We start from the raw sequence: 17,481 nt of genomic DNA on the forward strand, positions 1-17,481 counted from the left end.
TAGACGAGGAAAAGGGATGTTCGACTGGAACGATCTGCGGGTTTTTCTGGAGGTCCAGCGCCATGGGCGCCTGCTCACCGCCGCTCGCAGTCTGGGCGTCAGTCATGCGACCGTCGCCCGCCACCTTGAGGCTCTGGAGCGCGCCCTGGGCAGCCAGCTGCTGGTGCAACAGGCCAGCGGCTATCAGCTCACCCCGGCCGGTCAGGCGCTGCTCGCGCATGCCCAGGCGATGGAAGAAGCCGCGCTGCTGGCCCAGGAGGCGGTAACCCAGCGCCTCAATCCGCTGGGCCAGGTGCGGGTCGGAGTGACCGAGGGCCTGGGCACCGGCTTTCTCGCCCAGCGCCTGGGAGCGCTGCTGCGCGACTATCCCGGGCTGGAAGTGGAGCTGGTGTCGGTGCCACGCTTCGTCAGCGTCACCAACCGCGAGGCGGACATCGCCATCACCCTGGAAAGACCCACCGCCGAAGGCCTGATCGGCCGGCGGCTGACGCCCTATCGCCTGAGGTTCTATGCCAGTCGCGCCTATCTGGATCGGGCACCCGCGCTGGACGCCCAGGCCGATCTCGGCGAGCAGACCTTCATCGGCTACGTCGATGACCTGCTGTACACCCGCGAACTGCAATTCATCCAGGGCCTCTGCCCCGAGCCACGCATCGTCTTTCGCAGCACCAGTGTCATCGCCCAGCGCGAAGCGGCCTGTGCCGGCATCGGCATCGCGGTGTTGCCCTGCTATCTGGTGGGCCAGAACACCCCCTTGGAGGGCGTGCTCCCGGAGCGGTCCTTCACCCGCGAGTACTGGATCTCGACCCACCGGGAGCTGCACCGCTCAGCGCGCCTGCGCGTGGTCTGGGATTTCCTGCTGCAGCTCTGCGCGGCGGAGCGGAGCGTCCTGCTGGGCGAGGAACGCCCGCTCGCCTAGCCGTCAGACCGCCGCGGCCTCGCGTTCCAGCTCGGCGCGCAAGCCGGGTTCCAGGCGCAGCTGGCGCGCCAGCTCGTCCAGGTAGGCCTTTTCCATATACTGCTGATCGTCGATCAGCATCAGGCTGGCCAGGTACATCTCGGCGGCCATCTCGGGCGTTTCCGCGGCGGCGGCGACCTTGGCCGGATCCAGCGGCTGCTCCAGTTCGCGCTGCAGCCAGCTGCGCAACTCGGGATCGTTGTCCAGCTTGGCCATCTCGGCCTCGATCGCCTGGCGCTCCTGGTCATCGACATGACCATCGGCCTTGGCGGCCGCGATCAGGGCGATCAGCACCGCCCGGCCATGGGCTTCGGCTTCGTGCTCCGGTACCCGATCCACGGTACGGGGCTCGACGGCCGCCGTCCCCTGGGCCTGATTGGCCTGCCAGGACTGATAGGCCTTGTAGGCCACCATGCCGAGCGCCGCCAGACCGCCATAGCCGACCGCCTTGCCACCCATGGCGCGACCGCGCTTGCTGCCCAGCAGCGCGGTCAGGGCCCCGGCCGCCAGGCCGCTGTTGCCCAGTCCGGAGAGCAGACCGCCCAGGGAATCCTTGCCGGTGGACGCCGTGCCGGGTCGGGGGGCCGAGTGACCGGTCTTCTTGGCCAGCGCCTGCTGGCCCGCCTTGAGCAATTGATCAAGCAAACCGCGGGTGTTCATGGATGACCTCCACAGAGTCAGGATTCAGCCCTTTAGGACCACTGGCCACGCCGTCTGGCTCCCGCCACCTGCTTACCGGATGTTGCCGGGGTCGCCGTCGCGACCAGCCGGTCGATACAAAATATTGCTGACCGCGGACCGCCCACGGCGCTACTCTTGCGCCTTCCCCCTGCAGTTGCCGGAGACACCCCATGCGCTCGCGTCTGGCTGTGCTGTTCGCGCTTTCGCTCGCCCTCACCGCCGGCCAGGTTCAGGCCGCCGCCGAGGACGCACGCCTCATCGCCAATCGCTACCTCGATGCCTGGAACGATCACGATGCCGAGGCCGCCAGCGCCCTGCTCGATCCCAAGGTGCAGTATTTCGACAGTGGCGCCGCCACCACCGAGACCAGCCGCACCCAGGCCCGCGACCGGATCGTCAAGGTCACCCTCAAGGCCGTCCCGGATCTGCAGGTGAAGATGGTGCACAAGCCGGTCATCGGCCCACGCAGCATTGCCTTCGAATGGGAACTGACCGGCAACCGCGTCACCGCCATCGGCAAGCAACCGGTCAAGATCCGCGGCGCCAGCATCATGAAGATCCGCGACGGCCGCATCTGGTACCTGGGCGACTACTACGACAGCGACGCCCTGGAGGCGATGCTGCGCCCGGCCAAGCCCTGAACCGGGGAGCCATCCGCGCGGATGGCTCCGTCCCGCGCCCTATTCTTCCCCGAACGGCTTGCGCAGCGGCGTATCCCGGTGGGCGGCGCGCACGTACTGCGGCGGCCAGGAGACCTTTTCGCGCAGGGCCTCGGCGGCATTCAGCGGCCAATAGGGATCGCGCAGCAGTTCGCGGGCCAGCAGCACCAGGTCGGCCTGACCGGTACGCAGCACGTGCTCGGCCTGGGCGGCATCGGTGATCATGCCCACCGCGCCACTGGGAATCCCGGCTTCCTTGCGCACCCGCTCGGCGAACTGGGTCTGGTAGCCGGGCCCGGTGGGAATGTCGGCCTGGGCCGCGGTACCGCCGGAAGAGACGTCGATCAGGTCGACGCCCAGGGTCTTCAGTCGCCGCGCCAGCTCCACCGTCTCGTCGACGTCCCAGCCGTCTTCCACCCAGTCGGTGGCCGAGACCCGCACGAACAGCGGCAACTCTTCCGGCCAGACCGCCCGCACATCGGCGGTCACTTCCAGCAGCAAGCGAATGCGATTCTCGAAATTGCCGCCGTAGTCGTCCTCTCGACGGTTGGAGAGCGGCGAGAGGAACTGGTGCAGCAGGTAGCCGTGGGCGGCATGGATCTCGGCCACCTTGAAGCCGGCCGCCAGGGCCCGCTCGGCGGTTTCCACGAAAGCCCGACGGATGCTGGCGATATCGTCGCGATCCACCGCCGTGGGCCGGGTGTGCTGGGGATCGAAGGCAATGGCCGAGGGCGCCACCGGCACCCAGCCGCCTTCGGCGATGGGCACGCTGCCGTGCTTGCCGAGCCAGGGTTGCCAGGTGCTGGCCTTGCGGCCGGCATGGGCCAGCTGGATGCCGGCGACGCTGCCCTGGCCCTCGATGAACTGGGTGATCCGCCGCAAGGGCTCGATCTGCTCGTCCTTCCACAGCCCCAGGTCCTGGGGCGTGATGCGTCCGTCGGGAGTGACGGCGGTGGCCTCGAAGATCACCAGACCAGCGCCACCGGTGGCGCGACTGCCGAGATGGACCAGGTGCCAGTCGTTGGCGAAGCCGTCTTCGCTGGAGTACTGGCACATCGGGGAGACCACCACGCGATTGGGCAGGGTCAGCTGACGCAGGGTCAGGGGTTGGAACAGGAGACTCATGGCGGACCTCGTCTAGTCGGGATGCACCGTATTGGAGTGCTACCAGCCAGAATAGATCGCTGATCCGACAGGACTCGTCTGAAAAGTCGCCGAGCGAAGGTCAGGCAAGGCGCAACGACCAACGGGAGTCACAGACAACGGCGGCCCGGAGGGTGAGCGCCAGCGAATCAAATCAGCGAGGAAGCGGATCGGACTTGCGCTCGAGTTTACGAGGGGTAAATGAGCATTCCGATCGGACTGGCGAACCAGCTGATTTTTAACGCAGCATCGCCAAGCGCAGGCACTTTTCAAACGAGCCCTAACGCGGTGCCAGGTACACCACCAGCAACTGCACGTTCTCGTTGCCACGGAATTCGTTCACGTCCAGCCGATAGGCCAGCTCGGCCCAGCGAATGTTGGGATCGGGCCAGGTGTCGCGGTCGATGTTGAAGGCGATGCCATCTAGCTCCGGGCCGCCCTGCTCGCTGCGCAGGGTCAGCTTGAGGTGCCGCTCCTTGAGCAGACGCTGGGAGAGGATCTCGAAGGTGCCGTGGAACAGCGGCTCGGGAAACTGCTGCCCCCAGGGACCGGCCTGGCGCAGGGCCTGGGCCAGGCCGAGCTGGAATTCGGTCGGGGCCAGGCAGCCATCGGTCTGCAGGCGACCGCTGAGATCCTCGGCCTGCAGGTGACGCCGCACCTCGGCATCGAAGGCGGCGGCAAAGGTCTCGTAGTGCGCCTGAGGCAGGCTGAGGCCGGCGGCCATGGCGTGACCGCCGAACTTGGTGATGAGCCCCGGATGACGGGTCGCCACGGCATCCAGGGCATCGCGGATATGCAGCCCGGGTACCGAGCGCGCCGAGCCCTTGAGCATGCCGTTGCCACTGCCGTCGTCGGCGAAGGCCAGCGCCGGGCGGTGATACTTTTCCTTGAGGCGCGAGGCGAGGATGCCGATCACGCCCTGGTGCCACTCGGGGTCGAACAGGCAGAGACCGAAGGGCAGATTGTCTTCCGGCAACTCCTTGAGCTGCTTGAGCGCCTCGCGCTGCATGCCCTGCTCGATGCTCTTGCGATCCTTGTTGAAGTCGTCCAGCTGCTGGGCATATTCCTGCGCCAGCTGCGGGTCTTCGCAGAGCAGCAATTCGATGCCGATGGACATGTCGTCCAGGCGCCCCGCCGCATTGAGCCGCGGGCCGAGAATGAAACCGAGGTCGCTGGAGGCCACCTTGCCCGGCTGGCGCCCGGCCACTTCCAGCAGCGCCTTGAGCCCCGGTCGTGCCCGACCGGCGCGGATCCGCATCAGCCCCTGGTGCACTAGGATGCGGTTGTTGGCGTCCAGCGGCACGACGTCGGCGACGCTGCCGAGGGCGACCAGATCCAGCAACTCGGCCAGATTGGGCTCGGCCAGGCCCTGACGGGCGAACCAGCCGTTCTCGCGCAGGCGACTGCGCAGGGCCAGCATCACATAGAAGATCACCCCGACCCCGGCGATGCATTTGCTGGGAAAGGCGCAGGCCGGCTGATTCGGATTGACGATGGCATCGGCGGCGGGCAATTCGGCGCCCGGCAGGTGGTGGTCGGTGATGACCACCTGCAGCCCGGCTGCCTTGGCCGCAGCCACGCCGTCCAGGCTGGAGATGCCGTTGTCGACGGTGAGCAGCACCTCGGGTTCGCGCTGCAGGGCCACGGCAACGATCTCGGGTGTCAGGCCGTAGCCGTATTCGAAGCGATTGGGCACCAGGTAGTCGACCCAGGCCGCGCCCAGGCGACGCAAGGCCAGCACGCCCACGGCACTGGCGGTGGCGCCATCGGCATCGAAGTCGCCGACGATGAGGATGCGCCGACGCTCTTCCAGGGCACGTGCCAGCAGCTCCACCGCCGCCTCGATGCCCTTGAGCTGGTGATAGGGCACCAGTCGCGCCAGCCCCTTGTCCAGTTCTTCCGGCAAGGTCACGCCGCGCGCGGCATAGAGCCGGGTAAGCAGCGGCGGCAGATCGCCCAGGTCGGGCAACACCGCCGGCAGCGGACGGGGCTCCAGGCGCATCAACGTTCGCCCAGCAGCCATTCCAGCTGCAATTCGTGCTGACCGCGGTCGTCGGTGACGAACAGGGTGCCTTCGCTGATCATCACCTGCCAGGAAATGCTGCGCGGCAGATCGCGGGCCAGCTCGGCCAGGGGCTCGGCGGGAACCGCGGCGATGTGCAGATTCTTCAGCGTCCTGACCGCGTCCACCACCTTGGTCTGCCAGACACGCAGGTTGCCGTAGGCCAGCAGGCTGGTCCGCTCGGTGCGACGGCTGCACCAGGTCAGGCGGTCGGCATCGGGTTGGCCGACTTCGATCCAGTGCAGCACCCGGCCATCGAGACTCTTTTCCCACAGCGCCGGCTCGTCGACGTCGGACAGGCCGCGGCCGAAGGCCAGCTGCTCGTTGTACCAGAGCACGTAAGCCAGCAACCGCACCGCCATGCGCTCCTCGGTCTCGGAGGGATGCCGCGCCACGGTCAGACGCAGATTCTCGTAGACCCCACGATCCAGATCGGTGAGGTTGAGTTCGACTTTGTAGGGCGTGGCTTGCAGAGCCATGGCGGGTCACCGGCAGGGAAAGCCGGGCATTGTACCGGAAAAAAGGCAGGGGACCTTGGGACCGCAGATCCGTAGGTTGGGCTGAAAGCAGCGGAGCCCAACGCTAGAAGGTTCGAGTCCGCCTCGTTGGGCTTCGACGATGGAGCCGTCTCAACCCAACTTACAGGCCCGCGTAGGTTGGGTTGAGCGCCGCGAAGCCCAACACGGGTGTGCTACCGCCCTACAGCGGCTGACCACGCTTGCCGTGGCGGCTGACGAAGGCCTGGACGGCGGCGAGGTCGTTGGGCAGCACGGTGCAACGCTCTTCACGCTGCAGCAGATCGGCCAGGTGGGTCGGTAGGCTGAGGGTCGCGCCGATGCCGGCCTTTTCCACCGCCTCGGGGAATTTCACCGGGTGGGCGGTACCCAGCACCACCATCGGGGTGGCCAGGCTACGCCGGCATTCGCGAGCGGCGCGCACGCCGATGGCGGTGTGCGGATCCAGCACCTCGCCGGTGGTGGCATACACCTCGGCGATGGTGGCGCAGGTCTCTTCATCGCTCACGGCGAGGGAGTCGAACAGCTTGCGCGCTTCGGTCCAGCGATCGTCCGCCACCGTCAGGGCGCCGCTGCTGCGGAAATTCGCCATCAGCTCGGCCAGGGCCAGGCCATCGCGACCGTGCAGGTCGAACAGCAGGCGCTCGAAGTTGGACGAGACCATGATGTCCATGGACGGCGACAGCGTGGCTTCCAGCTGCTGCTTGTCGTAGCGATTGCCGGACATGAAGCGGTGCAGGATGTCGTTGCGGTTGGTGGCCACCACCAGCTGGCTCACCGGCAGCCCCATGTTGCGCGCCAGGTACCCGGCGAAGATGTCGCCGAAGTTGCCGGTGGGCACCGAGAAGGCGATGGAGCGCGCCGGGGCGCCCAGCTGCAGGGCCGCATGGAAGTAGTAGACGATCTGGGCCATGATCCGCGCCCAGTTGATCGAGTTGACCGCCACCAGCGGGGTGCCCTTGAGGAAGCCCTGGTCGGCGAAGCTGGCCTTGACCATCTCCTGGCAGTCGTCGAAGTTGCCTTCGATGGCGATGTTGTGGATGTTGTCGCCCAGCAGCGTGGTCATCTGCCGGCGCTGCACTTCCGACACCCGCTGGTGCGGATGGAAGATGAAGATGTCGACGTTCTCGCAGCGCTGGCAGCCTTCGATGGCCGCCGAGCCGGTATCACCGGAGGTGGCGCCCATGATCACCACGCGCTCGCCGCGCTTGGCCAGCACATGATCGAGCAGCCGCCCCAGCAGTTGCAGGGCGAAGTCCTTGAAGGCCAGGGTCGGACCGTGGAACAGCTCCAGTACCCATTCGTTGGCGTCCAGCTGGCGCAGCGGCGCAATCGAGCCATGGGCGAAACCGGCGTAGGTCTCTTCCAGGATGGCCTTGAATTCGGCATCGGCGATGGAGCCGGCGACGAAGGGCTTCATCACCCGGAAGGCCAGCTCGTGATAGGGCAGACCGGCCCAGGAGGCGATCTCCTCCAGGGAAAAGCGCGGCAGGTTCTCCGGAACGTAGAGACCGCCATCGCTGGCGAGACCCGCCAGCAGCACTTCTTCGAAATTCAGCGCGGGCGCCTGGCCGCGGGTACTGATGTAACGCATGACTCGACCTCGGGAAAGACGGCGGCGCCGGGCGCCGCCAGGCTGCTCAGTTCAGGTGCTCGACGCGGATGCGGACGACATCGCCGACGACGTCGTCCAGGGCTTCCAGGGCGGTGATGGCCTCGACCATGTGGCGCTCGGTCACGCGATGGGTCAACAGGATCATGGGCACCAGGCCGTCATGTTCCTCGGCTTCCTTCTGCATGATGGACTCGATGTTGATGCCGCGCGCCGAGAGGATGCTCGCCACCTGGGCCAGCACGCCCGGGTGATCCTTGGCCTGGATGCGCAGATAGTAGGCGCTCTCGCAGGCCTCGATCGACAGCACCGGATGGTCGGACAGTGCATCGGGCTGGAAGGCCAGGTGCGGCACGCGATTCTCGGGATCCGAGGTCATGGCGCGAACCACGTCCACCAGGTCGGCCACCACCGCCGAGGCGGTCGGCTCCTGCCCGGCACCGGCGCCGTAGAACAGCGTCGAGCCGACGGCGTCGCCATTGACCATCACCGCGTTCATCACGCCGTTGACGTTGGCGATCAGGCGATCCGCCGGGATCAGCGTCGGGTGCACCCGCAGCTCGATGCCCTGGGCGGTGCTGCGCGCCACGCCCAGGTGCTTGATGCGATAGCCCAGCGCCTCGGCGTAGCCGACATCGGCGGTGGTCAGGCGGGTGATGCCCTCGGTGTAGGCCTTGTCGAATTGCAGCGGAATGCCGAAGGCGATGGAGGCCAGGATGGTCAGCTTGTGGGCGGCATCGATGCCTTCGACGTCAAAGGTCGGATCGGCCTCAGCATAGCCCAGCGCCTGGGCTTCGGCCAGGACATCGGGAAAGGTGCGACCCTTCTCGCGCATCTCGGAGAGGATGAAGTTGCCGGTGCCGTTGATGATGCCGGCCACCCAGTTGATGCGGTTGGCGGCCAGGCCTTCGCGCAGCGCCTTGATCACCGGGATGCCGCCGGCCACCGAGGCCTCGAAGGCGACGATCACGCCCTGCTCGCGCGCCTTGGCGAAGATCTCGTTGCCGTGCACGGCGATCAGCGCCTTGTTGGCGGTGACCACGTGCTTGCCGTTGGCGATGGCGCGCAGCACCAGTTCGCGGGCCAGGGTGTAGCCACCGATCAGCTCCACCACCACGTCGATCTCGGGATTGTCGGCCACCGCCAGGACATCGGCGGTGATCGGCGTGCTACCGGTATCGCACTGGGGATTGGGTCGGCGCTGGGCGATCTGCGCCACCTCGATACCCCGCCCGGCGCGCCGGGCGATTTCCTCGGCGTTGCGCTTGAGTACGTTGAAGGTCCCGCTGCCCACGGTACCCAGACCACAGATGCCTACTTTGACCGGCTTCACACCCTTATCCCCCTATCAGGTGGCGCCGCTCCGCAGCGCCGTTGAAATCTTTCGCAGCGCCTAGCGGGCGCCGATTGCCGCTTCCGCCAGCTGGTCGGCCGGCTGGTAGCCCGGGATCATCTGGCCATCGGCGAGAATGATCGCCGGCGTGCCCTGGATGCCCATGTTCTGCCCCAGCGCGAATTGCTGGGCGACCGGATTCTGGCAGCTCTCGGACTTGACCTCACGGCCGGTGAACATCTGGTTCAGCGCCGCCGGCTTGTCCTTGGCGCACCACACCGCCTCCAGCTGCTTGGAACCCGGCGAGCCCATGCCCTGGCGCGGGAAGGCCAGGTAGCGTACCTCGATGCCGCGCTTGTTCAGCTCGGGCACCTCGGCGTGCAGCTTCTGGCAATAGGGGCAGGTGGTGTCGGTGAAGACGGTGATGTGCGCCTTGGTCTCGCCTTGGGCGGGATAGACGATCATCTGGTTGCGATCGAGGCCATTGATCTGCCGCGCCACGGCGACGTTCTCGGCCTTCTCGGTCAGGTTGGAGGCCTTGCCGTCCTTGACCTGATAGAGATAGCCCTGCATGACGAACTGGCCATCGCCGCTGGCATAGAGCACGCGGCCGCCCTTGAGCTGGACCTGGTAGAGGCCTTCCAGCGGACTCTTGGCGATGGACTCGATGGCGAGATTGGGTTGCAGCGCGGTCAGGCTCTGGCGAATGGCCTGCTCAGGTTCGGCCTGAGCCAGTTGCACGCCGAGCCCCAGGCAAGCGGCGAGCAACAGTTGGGAAATACGCATGTTTGACTCCTGTTGAGACGCCGGCAAGCCTACCACAGACCTGCCGGCTACGGCGGTGGGCCCTAGCCGCGCGGATGGTGCTGGGCGTGCAGTTGCTGCAGCCGCACGCGGGCGACGTGGGTGTAGATCTGGGTGGTGGACAGGCTGGTATGGCCGAGCAGCATCTGCACCGTGCGCAGATCCGCGCCGTGGTTGAGCAGATGGGTGGCGAAGGCGTGCCTCAGGGTGTGTGGCGACAGCGAGGTGCGGATGCCGGCCACCTGGGCATGCAGCTTGATGCGGTGCCAGAAGGTCTGCCGGGTCATGGGCGTGCCCCGCTGGCTGGGAAAGAGGATGTCGCCGGGCTGGCCGCCCAGCAGCAGCGGACGTGCGGTCTTCAGATAGCTTTCCAGCCAGGCGATGGCCTCTTCGCCCAGGGGAATCAGCCGCTCCTTGCTGCCCTTGCCGAAGACCCGCAGCGAACCCTCGCGCAGATTGATCTCGTCCAGGGTCAGGCTGATCAGTTCGGTCACCCGCAGGCCGGTGGCATAGAGCACCTCGAGCATGGTGCGATCGCGCAGACCGAGACTGTCGTCGGTATCCGGCGCCGCCAGCAGCGCCTCCACATCCGCCTCGGACAGACTCTTGGGCAGCGGCGCGCCCAGCTGCGGCATGCTGACCAGCAGCGTCGGGTCCTCGGCGATCCGCCCTTCGCGCACGCCGTACTTGTAGAAGCTGCGCAGGCCGGAGAGAAAGCGCGCCGTGGAACGCGCCTGGTAACCCTCGCTCAGGCGCCAGCCGAGATGATCGAGCACGGCGTCACGGCCGACCGTCTCCAGGGTCAGGCCCCTGCCCTCCAGCCACCGGGCGAAGGCCAGCAGATCGGTGCAATAGGCGCTGCGGGTGTGGGGCGACAGCCCCTTTTCCAGCCACAGGGCATCGAGGAATTCCTCGATCAGCCGTTCGGCGCTCACGCGGCGAAGCCGGGCAGCACCGGCGTCGGCTTGCCCTCGTCATCGACGGCGACAAAGCTGAAGGCGCCGTTGATGGCGCGTTCGCGCCCTTCTGCCAGCATGCCTTCGACGAACACCTCCACCTGCACCTTGATGCTGGTGTTGCCAACCTTCACCACCCGGCATCAATCAACTCGACGATGGAGCCGGCGGGAATGGGGTGGTTGAAATCGATCCGGTCGGTGGAGACCGTGACCAGCGGCTTGCGGCAGAAGCGCGTCGCGGTAATGAAGGACACCTCGTCCATCCAGGCCAGGGCGGTGCCGCCGAACAGGGTGTCGTGATGATTGGTGGTGGGCGGGAAGACCGCCTTGGCCACCCGGGTTTCCGACAGCGCCGTGCGCCGCTGGATTTCCGCTTCGCGGGTGCTCATATCTGTAATACCTCGAACCTCAGAAACGAAAAAAGCAGCCGAAGCTGCTTTTTTCTGGTCACGCCGCGATCAGGAAAGCTTTTCCTTGATGCGGGCAGCCTTGCCGGACAGTTCGCGCAGGTAGTACAGCTTGGCCTTGCGCACGTCACCGCGACGCTTGACGCTCAGGCTGTCGACCAGCGGGCTGTAGGTCTGGAAGGTACGCTCGACGCCAACGCCGTTGGAGATCTTGCGTACGGTGAAGGCGCTGTTCAAGCCGCGGTTACGCTTGCCGATCACCACGCCTTCGAAGGCCTGCAGACGCTGACGGTCGCCTTCCTTCACCTTAACCTGGACAATCACGGTGTCGCCTGGGGCGAACGCCGGGATTTCTTTGTTCATCTGCTCAGCTTCGATCTGGGCAATGATTTTGTTGGTCATGTCACTCTGCTCCTAAGACAGGCCGCGGCCCGCCATCGATACCTAACTATCGTTCCGCTGACGGAGATATTCCGCCAGCAGGTTCTGCTCTTCCCCAGAAAGCGAGCGGCCATCCAGAAGATCGGCGCGTCGCTCCGCAGTGCGTCCCAGGGACTGCTGCAGGCGCCAGCACCGGATATGCTCGTGGTTACCACTGAGCAACACGTCGGGTACGCGACGGCCCTCGTACACCTCGGGTCGGGTGTAGTGCGGGCAATCGAGCAGGCCGTCGGTAAACGAGTCCTGCTCGGCGGAATCCACATGCCCCAAGGCTCCGGGCAGCAGTCGCGTAACCCCATCGATCAGCACCATGGCCGGCAATTCACCGCCGGACAGCACATAGTCGCCAATCGACCATTCTTCATCCACGTGCGTCTCGATGAAACGCTCGTCGATGCCTTCGTAACGCCCGGCGATGAGGATCAGATGCTCCTCCTGCGCCAGTTCCCGTACCGCCGCCTGGTCGAGCTTGCGACCCTGGGGGGACAGGTAGATCACCTTCGCCGCCGAATCACCCCGGGCATCGGCCAGGGCGCGCTCCAGCGGCTGGATCTTCATGACCATGCCGGGACCGCCGCCAAAGGGCCGGTCGTCCACGGTCTGGTGGCGATCCTCGGTATAGCTGCGCGGGTTGTAGCAGGTCAGCTCCAGGAGCCCCTGCTTCATCGCGCGACCGCTCACGCCATAGGCGCTCACGGCTTCGAACATCTCGGGAAAGATGCTGATGACATCGATACGCATGGATCAGAAATCCGCGTCCCAGTCGACCTGCATCTCGCCCTTGGCCAGATCCACCGCCAGCACGTACTGGTCGGGCAGATAGGGCAACAGACGCTCACGATCGTCGAGGCTGCCAGCACAGGGCATGACAACCATGACGTCGTTGGCCCCGGTCTCCAGCAGATGATCCACCACACCCAGCCACTGGCCTTCGCGATTGATCACCCTGAGACCTTCCAACTGATGCCAGTAGTAGTCACCGGCGCCCAGCTGGGGCAATTCGCTGCGCGGCACGCAGATCTCGAAACCGGCCATCAGGCGGGCTTCTTCACGATCGTCCAGGCCCTTCAGACGTACCGTCAGGACCTTGCCGTGCAACCGACCGCCGAGCACCTTGACCTGCCGGGTCTCGCCTTCGCGCCTGAGCGTCCAGGTCCGATAGTCCAGCAGATTGTCGAGCGGATCGGTAAAGGAGTAGATCTTGAGCTCACCGCGTACGCCGAAGACCGAAACTATCTTGCCCAGGACCACCAGGTCGGGGGCGGAGGTCGGCGTACTCATGATCTTCAGGCGGTAGCCTGAGCGCTCTTGAGCAGCTGAGCGACGCGCTCGGACGGCTGGGCGCCCTGCGACAGCCAGTAGCTGGCACGCTCTTGATCCACCGACAGACGGATTTCGGCGCCGCTGGCCACCGGGTTGAAGAAACCGATGCGCTCGACGAAACGACCATCACGCGCATTGCGGCTGTTGGTCACGGTCAGGTGGTAGAAGGGGCGCTTCTTGGAGCCGCCACGGGCTAGACGGATGGTTACCATTGAACTTCGTTCCTGTAGTCGGTGCTTGTAGCTGTGGGCACACTGGGCCACATGGCCCGAAAGGCCGCATATTCTAAGGGCTGTCACCCGGTTTGCCAATGGCTTTAAACGGTGCCCTCGGCATTGCGGCAGCCTGGAGACTCCAGCAGCGGAGCCTCGTCGCTCGCGAAGGTGCATCAGCACTGGTGCCGACGCCCTTCACAGAGCCCTTGCCGGTGCCGACCATCTGGCGACGGGCGGCACCAGGAAATCACATCTTGGGCATGCCACCGCCGGGGAGCATGCCGCCCATGCCGCGCATCATCTTGGCCATGCCGCCCTTGGCGGTGACCTTCTTCATCATCTTCTGCATCTGCTTGTGCTGCTTGATGAGGCGACCGACGTCCTGCACCTGGGTACCGGAACCCAGGGCGATACGCTTCTTGCGCGAGCCGCTGATCAACTCCGGATCACGGCGCTCGGCCGGAGTCATGGAGTCGATGATGGCTTCCATCTGCTTGAAATGCTTTTCCGCGGCGCCCTGGGCATTGCCCATCTGCTGGATGTTCACACCGCCCATCATGGTCGGCAGCTTGTCCATCAGCGAACCCAGGCCGCCCATGTTCTTCATCTGGCGCAGCTGGTCGCGGAAGTCTTCGAGGTCGAAGCCCTTGCCCTTCTTGAGCTTCTTGGCCAGCTTGTCGGCCTTCTCGCGATCCAGGGTCTGCTCGGCCTGCTCGATCAGCGAGAGGACGTCGCCCATGCCGAGGATGCGCGAGGCGACGCGATCCGGGTGGAAGGGATCGAGGGCTTCGCTCTTCTCGCCCATGCCGATGAACTTGATCGGCTTGCCGGTGATGTGGCGGACCGACAGGGCGGCACCGCCCCGGGCATCGCCATCGACCTTGGTCAGGATCACGCCGGTCAGCGGCAGGGCGTCGTTGAAGGCCTTGGCGGTGTTGGCGGCGTCCTGACCGGTCATGGCGTCGACCACGAACAGGGTCTCGGCCGGCTTGGTGGCGGCATGGACCTGCTGGATCTCCGCCATCATCTCGCTATCGATGTGCAGGCGACCGGCGGTGTCGACGATGACCACGTCGATGAATTTGAGCCTGGCTTCGCGGATGGCGGCCTGGGCGATATCCACCGGCTTCTGGCTGATGTCGGAGGGGAAGAAGGTGACCCCCACCTCCCCGGCCAGGGTTTCCAACTGCTTGATGGCGGCCGGGCGGTAGACGTCGGCGGAGACGACCATGACGGTCTTCTTCTTGCGCTCCTTGAGGAAGCGCGCCAGCTTGCCCGCGGTGGTGGTCTTGCCCGCGCCCTGCAGGCCGGCCATGAGGATGACCGCCGGCGGCGCGACGTTGAGCGCCAAATCTTCGTTGGCCGCGCCCATGATGGCTTCGAGCTCGGCGCGCACGATCTTCACGAAGGCCTGGCCCGGGGTCAGACTCTTGGACACCTCGGTGCCGACCGCCCGCTCCTTGACCCGATTGACGAACTCCTTGACCACCGGCAGGGCGACGTCCGCTTCGAGCAGCGCCATGCGCACCTCGCGCAGGGTGTCCTTGATGTTGTCTTCGGTGAGCTTGGCCTTGCCGGTGATGTGGCGCAGGCTTTGGGACAGGCGGTCTGTGAGATTCTCGAACATGCGGACATCCAGGGCAGAAACGGCGGCTGACCGACAAGTATAACGAAAGTGCGCCTGACCAGGGATAGCCGCTAGGGCCGGTAGCTCGTGAAACGGTCAGCAGAGCCCTGAGCGGCCCACCGCCGAAAGCAGGGAAAAGGCACCGACACCAGGGCCGATGCCTACGGGGACGGGATCAGAAGATCAGCGAGAAGATGCCGATGACCACCACCAGGCCGATCAGAAAGATAATGCCCATGGTACCGCCGAGAAATTTAAGCATGGTCGTGACCTCTTCTAGATATGTACCTCTTGGGACCACCCCGCGGCGGCCTGGGTTCGCCCAATCCTGCCAGCCGGTGCCAGGGCGCGGCTCAGACTTTCTGTACCGCCCTGTCTGTGCCACACTCGCCTGCTTTCCGCTCTGCTGAAACCGGACCATGCACGCCCTGCTGCCCACCCTCCTGGCCGCTGCCCTCTATCTGCTCGCGACCCTCTACCAGGGCAGTTGCCTGCTGCGCAAACAGCCATCGAACAAGCCCCTGGTCCTGGGCGCCGGCATCCTGGCCCTGCTGCCCCACGCTCTGGCCGTCTATCTGCAGCTGATCCTCGAGCCGACCCTGAGCCTGGACTTCTTCGACGCCTCCAGCCTGATCTCGGCGACCGCCATCGCGCTGATGCTGATCGGCTGCCTGCGCATGCCGCTGCAACCCTTGCTGGTACTGGTCTATCCCCTGGGCGCCGTGACCGCGCTGCTGGCCGAATTCGTGCCGCCGGGCACCGTGACCCCGCTGGACGTATCGCCCAGGATCGTCGTGCACGTACTGCTGTCGATCATCGCCTATGGTCTCTTCACCCTGGCAGTGCTGCAGTCCTGCCTGGTGCTATTGCAGAACCATCAACTCAAGAACAAGCACCCCTCTGGGCTGATCCGCAGCTTTCCGCCGCTACAGACCATGGAAAGCCTGCTGTTCGGCTTTCTCTGGGCGGGCTGGGTGGTGCTGTCACTGGCGCTGATCTCCGGCTGGTTCTTCGTAGAGGACATGTTCGCCCAGCACCTGATCCACAAGACGGTGCTCTCCTGCATCGCCTGGGTGGTGTTCGGCATCCTGCTGTGGGGCCGCCACCGCCGGGGCTGGCGCGGCCATACGGCGATCCGCTGGACGCTGCTGGGCTTCATCCTGCTGATGCTGGCCTACTTCGGGAGCAAGCTGGTGCGGGAATTCATCCTGCATCGTTGACAGTCGTCGTTCCACTACCTGCATAATCAGGCGACCGAACCACGTTCGGCGCGACCCGGCCAACAGCCGCTTCGCGCCCGGCACGTCATAACAGGTCGTCCCGCCCGTCCCCATCCTCGGACAGCCGCTGCCCCACCGGGCCGCTCCGGCAGACGCCCCCTACAAGAACGACTGCCCGGTACCTCTGCATGTCCACGACCGCTGCCGCCTTCGACGCGCCCACCTCCGCGCCGCGCAATTCCCCCGCCCGCGTGGCCACCGCCAGCTTCATCGGCACCGCCATCGAGTTCTACGACTTCTATGTCTATGCCACGGCCGCGGCCCTGGTGATCGGCCCGGTATTCTTTCCCCAGGGCGCGGGCATGGCCCAGACCCTCAGCGCCTTCATCACCTTTGGCATCGCCTTCCTGGCGCGCCCCCTGGGTTCGCTGCTGTTCGGCCATTTCGGCGATCGCATCGGCCGCAAGTCCACGCTGGTGGCCTCGCTGCTGCTGATGGGCATCTCCACCACCCTGATCGGTCTCCTGCCCGGCTATGCCAGCATCGGCGTCTGGGCACCGATCCTGCTGTGCCTGCTGAGATTCGGCCAGGGCCTGGGCCTGGGTGGCGAATGGGGCGGCGCGGCGCTGCTGGCCACCGAGAATGCCCCACCCGGCAAGCGCGCCTGGTTTGGCATGTTCCCCCAGCTCGGCCCTTCCATCGGCTTCCTCATGGCCAACGGCCTGTTCCTGGCCCTGACGCTGCTGCTGGACGACGAGCAATTCCGCGCCTGGGGCTGGCGCATCCCCTTCCTGCTCAGCGCCCTGCTGGTGGTGGTCGGCCTCTATGTGCGGTTGTCGCTGCACGAGACGCCGGTGTTCGCCGAGGCCATGGCCCGTCGCGAGAAGTTGCGCCTGCCCATGGTCGAGACCTTTGGCAAGCACGGCAAGGCGGTGCTGCTGGGCGCTCTGAGCATGGTGGTGTGCTACGCCCTCTTCTACATCTCCACGGTGTTCTCGCTGAGCTACGGAGTGAAGAACCTCGGCTACAGCCGCCAGGAATTCCTCGGCCTGCTCTGCGTGGCGGTGCTGTTCATGGCCCTGGCCACGCCGCTTTCGGCCTGGCTGGCGGATCGCTTCGGCCGCAAGCCGGTACTGGCGGTGAGCGCTATCGCCGCCTTGCTGTCGGGCTTTGCCATGGAGCCGCTGCTGACCCATGGTTCCAGCCAGGCGGTCGGCCTGTTCCTGGCCCTGGAGCTGTTTCTCATGGGCATGACCTTCGGCCCCATGGGCGCCCTGCTGCCGGAGATCTTCCCGACCCGGGTGCGCTACACCGGTGCCTCGGCGGCCTACAACCTGGGCGGCATCCTCGGCGCCTCCCTGGCGCCCTATGCCGCGCAGCAACTGGTGGAAGCCGGCGGCCTGAGCTGGGTGGGCGGCTATGTCACGGCGGCGGCGGCCATCAGCCTGGTGGCGGTGCTGTGCATGCGCGAAACGCGCGACCAGTCGCTGTAGATTTTTCTACCCAATAAAAAAGGGCCCCGC

Annotated in this window: 18 protein-coding genes and 1 pseudogene; 4 read left to right on the forward strand and 15 right to left on the reverse strand. The window is 65.9% G+C overall.

Annotated elements, in window-relative coordinates; all coding sequences use genetic code 11:
* Window positions 1–16 precede the first annotated feature (16 nt).
* Complete coding sequence (locus QE444_RS21340) at window positions 17–919, forward strand: LysR family transcriptional regulator (protein WP_133862616.1); 903 nt, start codon at window positions 17–19, stop codon at window positions 917–919.
* 3 nt (window positions 920–922) lie between these two features.
* Here QE444_RS21340 and QE444_RS21345 read toward each other — a convergent pair whose 3' ends face one another.
* On the reverse strand, window positions 923–1,618 hold the full coding sequence (locus tag QE444_RS21345; protein ID WP_017640786.1) for a tellurite resistance TerB family protein: 696 nt from the start codon (window positions 1,616–1,618) through the stop codon (window positions 923–925).
* A 191-nt stretch (window positions 1,619–1,809) separates the two neighbouring features.
* Between QE444_RS21345 and QE444_RS21350 the strand changes: the two genes are divergently transcribed.
* On the forward strand, window positions 1,810–2,280 hold the full coding sequence (locus QE444_RS21350) for a nuclear transport factor 2 family protein (RefSeq protein WP_309741584.1): 471 nt from the start codon (window positions 1,810–1,812) through the stop codon (window positions 2,278–2,280).
* Window positions 2,281–2,319: 39 nt separating this feature from the next.
* Here the strand turns inward: QE444_RS21350 and QE444_RS21355 are convergent, their stop codons facing one another.
* From QE444_RS21355 to QE444_RS21420, 14 genes and pseudogenes are all read right to left on the reverse strand, one after another.
* On the reverse strand, window positions 2,320–3,423 hold the full coding sequence (locus tag QE444_RS21355) for an NADH:flavin oxidoreductase/NADH oxidase (RefSeq protein WP_309741586.1): 1,104 nt from the start codon (window positions 3,421–3,423) through the stop codon (window positions 2,320–2,322).
* A 298-nt stretch (window positions 3,424–3,721) separates the two neighbouring features.
* Window positions 3,722–5,443, reverse strand: a complete 1,722-nt coding sequence (gene recJ / locus QE444_RS21360) for a single-stranded-DNA-specific exonuclease RecJ (protein ID WP_309741588.1) — start codon at window positions 5,441–5,443, stop codon at window positions 3,722–3,724.
* The gene (locus QE444_RS21365) at window positions 5,443–5,982 is read right to left on the reverse strand and encodes a YaeQ family protein (protein ID WP_133862621.1); all 540 of its coding nucleotides are present in this window, start codon (window positions 5,980–5,982) and stop codon (window positions 5,443–5,445) included. Before QE444_RS21365 ends, recJ begins: the two co-directional genes overlap by 1 nt.
* Before the next feature lie 220 nt (window positions 5,983–6,202).
* A complete protein-coding gene (thrC, locus tag QE444_RS21370) occupies window positions 6,203–7,612 on the reverse strand; it encodes a threonine synthase (protein ID WP_309741590.1) in 1,410 nt (469 codons plus the stop codon).
* Between the two features lie 46 nt (window positions 7,613–7,658).
* The gene (locus QE444_RS21375; protein ID WP_208692582.1) at window positions 7,659–8,963 is read right to left on the reverse strand and encodes a homoserine dehydrogenase; all 1,305 of its coding nucleotides are present in this window, start codon (window positions 8,961–8,963) and stop codon (window positions 7,659–7,661) included.
* 60 nt (window positions 8,964–9,023) lie between these two features.
* Window positions 9,024–9,749: a thioredoxin fold domain-containing protein gene (locus QE444_RS21380; protein WP_007160960.1), complete on the reverse strand. Its 726-nt coding sequence runs from the start codon at window positions 9,747–9,749 to the stop codon at window positions 9,024–9,026.
* A 62-nt stretch (window positions 9,750–9,811) separates the two neighbouring features.
* Window positions 9,812–10,702, reverse strand: coding sequence for a site-specific tyrosine recombinase XerD (gene xerD / locus QE444_RS21385; protein ID WP_133862624.1), 891 nt, complete (start codon window positions 10,700–10,702; stop codon window positions 9,812–9,814).
* Window positions 10,699–11,114 (reverse strand): annotated as a pseudogene (locus tag QE444_RS21390) (acyl-CoA thioesterase). The gene xerD and the pseudogene QE444_RS21390 overlap by 4 nt, the downstream one beginning before the upstream one ends.
* Before the next feature lie 69 nt (window positions 11,115–11,183).
* Window positions 11,184–11,534 carry a 50S ribosomal protein L19 gene (gene rplS, locus QE444_RS21395; protein ID WP_007160957.1) on the reverse strand — a complete coding sequence of 117 codons (351 nt, stop codon included), beginning with the start codon at window positions 11,532–11,534 and terminating at the stop codon, window positions 11,184–11,186.
* 42 nt (window positions 11,535–11,576) lie between these two features.
* Window positions 11,577–12,314, reverse strand: a complete 738-nt coding sequence (gene trmD / locus QE444_RS21400) for a tRNA (guanosine(37)-N1)-methyltransferase TrmD (protein WP_309741600.1) — start codon at window positions 12,312–12,314, stop codon at window positions 11,577–11,579.
* A 3-nt stretch (window positions 12,315–12,317) separates the two neighbouring features.
* Window positions 12,318–12,854 (reverse strand): ribosome maturation factor RimM, encoded by a 537-nt coding sequence (gene rimM / locus QE444_RS21405; RefSeq protein WP_309741602.1) that lies wholly within the window; start codon window positions 12,852–12,854, stop codon window positions 12,318–12,320.
* 5 nt (window positions 12,855–12,859) lie between these two features.
* The gene (gene rpsP / locus QE444_RS21410; RefSeq protein WP_017640797.1) at window positions 12,860–13,108 is read right to left on the reverse strand and encodes a 30S ribosomal protein S16; all 249 of its coding nucleotides are present in this window, start codon (window positions 13,106–13,108) and stop codon (window positions 12,860–12,862) included.
* A 250-nt stretch (window positions 13,109–13,358) separates the two neighbouring features.
* Window positions 13,359–14,738, reverse strand: coding sequence for a signal recognition particle protein (gene ffh, locus QE444_RS21415; RefSeq protein ID WP_208692591.1), 1,380 nt, complete (start codon window positions 14,736–14,738; stop codon window positions 13,359–13,361).
* Window positions 14,739–14,913: 175 nt separating this feature from the next.
* Window positions 14,914–15,159: a hypothetical protein gene (locus tag QE444_RS21420; protein ID WP_208692593.1), complete on the reverse strand. Its 246-nt coding sequence runs from the start codon at window positions 15,157–15,159 to the stop codon at window positions 14,914–14,916.
* Here QE444_RS21420 and QE444_RS21425 point away from each other — a divergent pair.
* Complete coding sequence (locus QE444_RS21425; RefSeq protein WP_208692604.1) at window positions 15,158–15,958, forward strand: inner membrane protein YpjD; 801 nt, start codon at window positions 15,158–15,160, stop codon at window positions 15,956–15,958. The two genes, QE444_RS21420 and QE444_RS21425, sit on opposite strands and share 2 nt — an antisense overlap.
* A gap of 188 nt (window positions 15,959–16,146) precedes the next feature.
* Window positions 16,147–17,451, forward strand: coding sequence for an MFS transporter (locus QE444_RS21430; RefSeq protein ID WP_309741606.1), 1,305 nt, complete (start codon window positions 16,147–16,149; stop codon window positions 17,449–17,451).
* The last annotated feature ends 30 nt before the right edge of the window (window positions 17,452–17,481 follow it).

It is taken from the genome of Pseudomonas sp. SORGH_AS_0199 (assembly GCF_031453735.1).
GTDB classification, from domain to species: Bacteria; Pseudomonadota; Gammaproteobacteria; order Pseudomonadales; family Pseudomonadaceae; genus Chryseomonas; species Chryseomonas aestiva.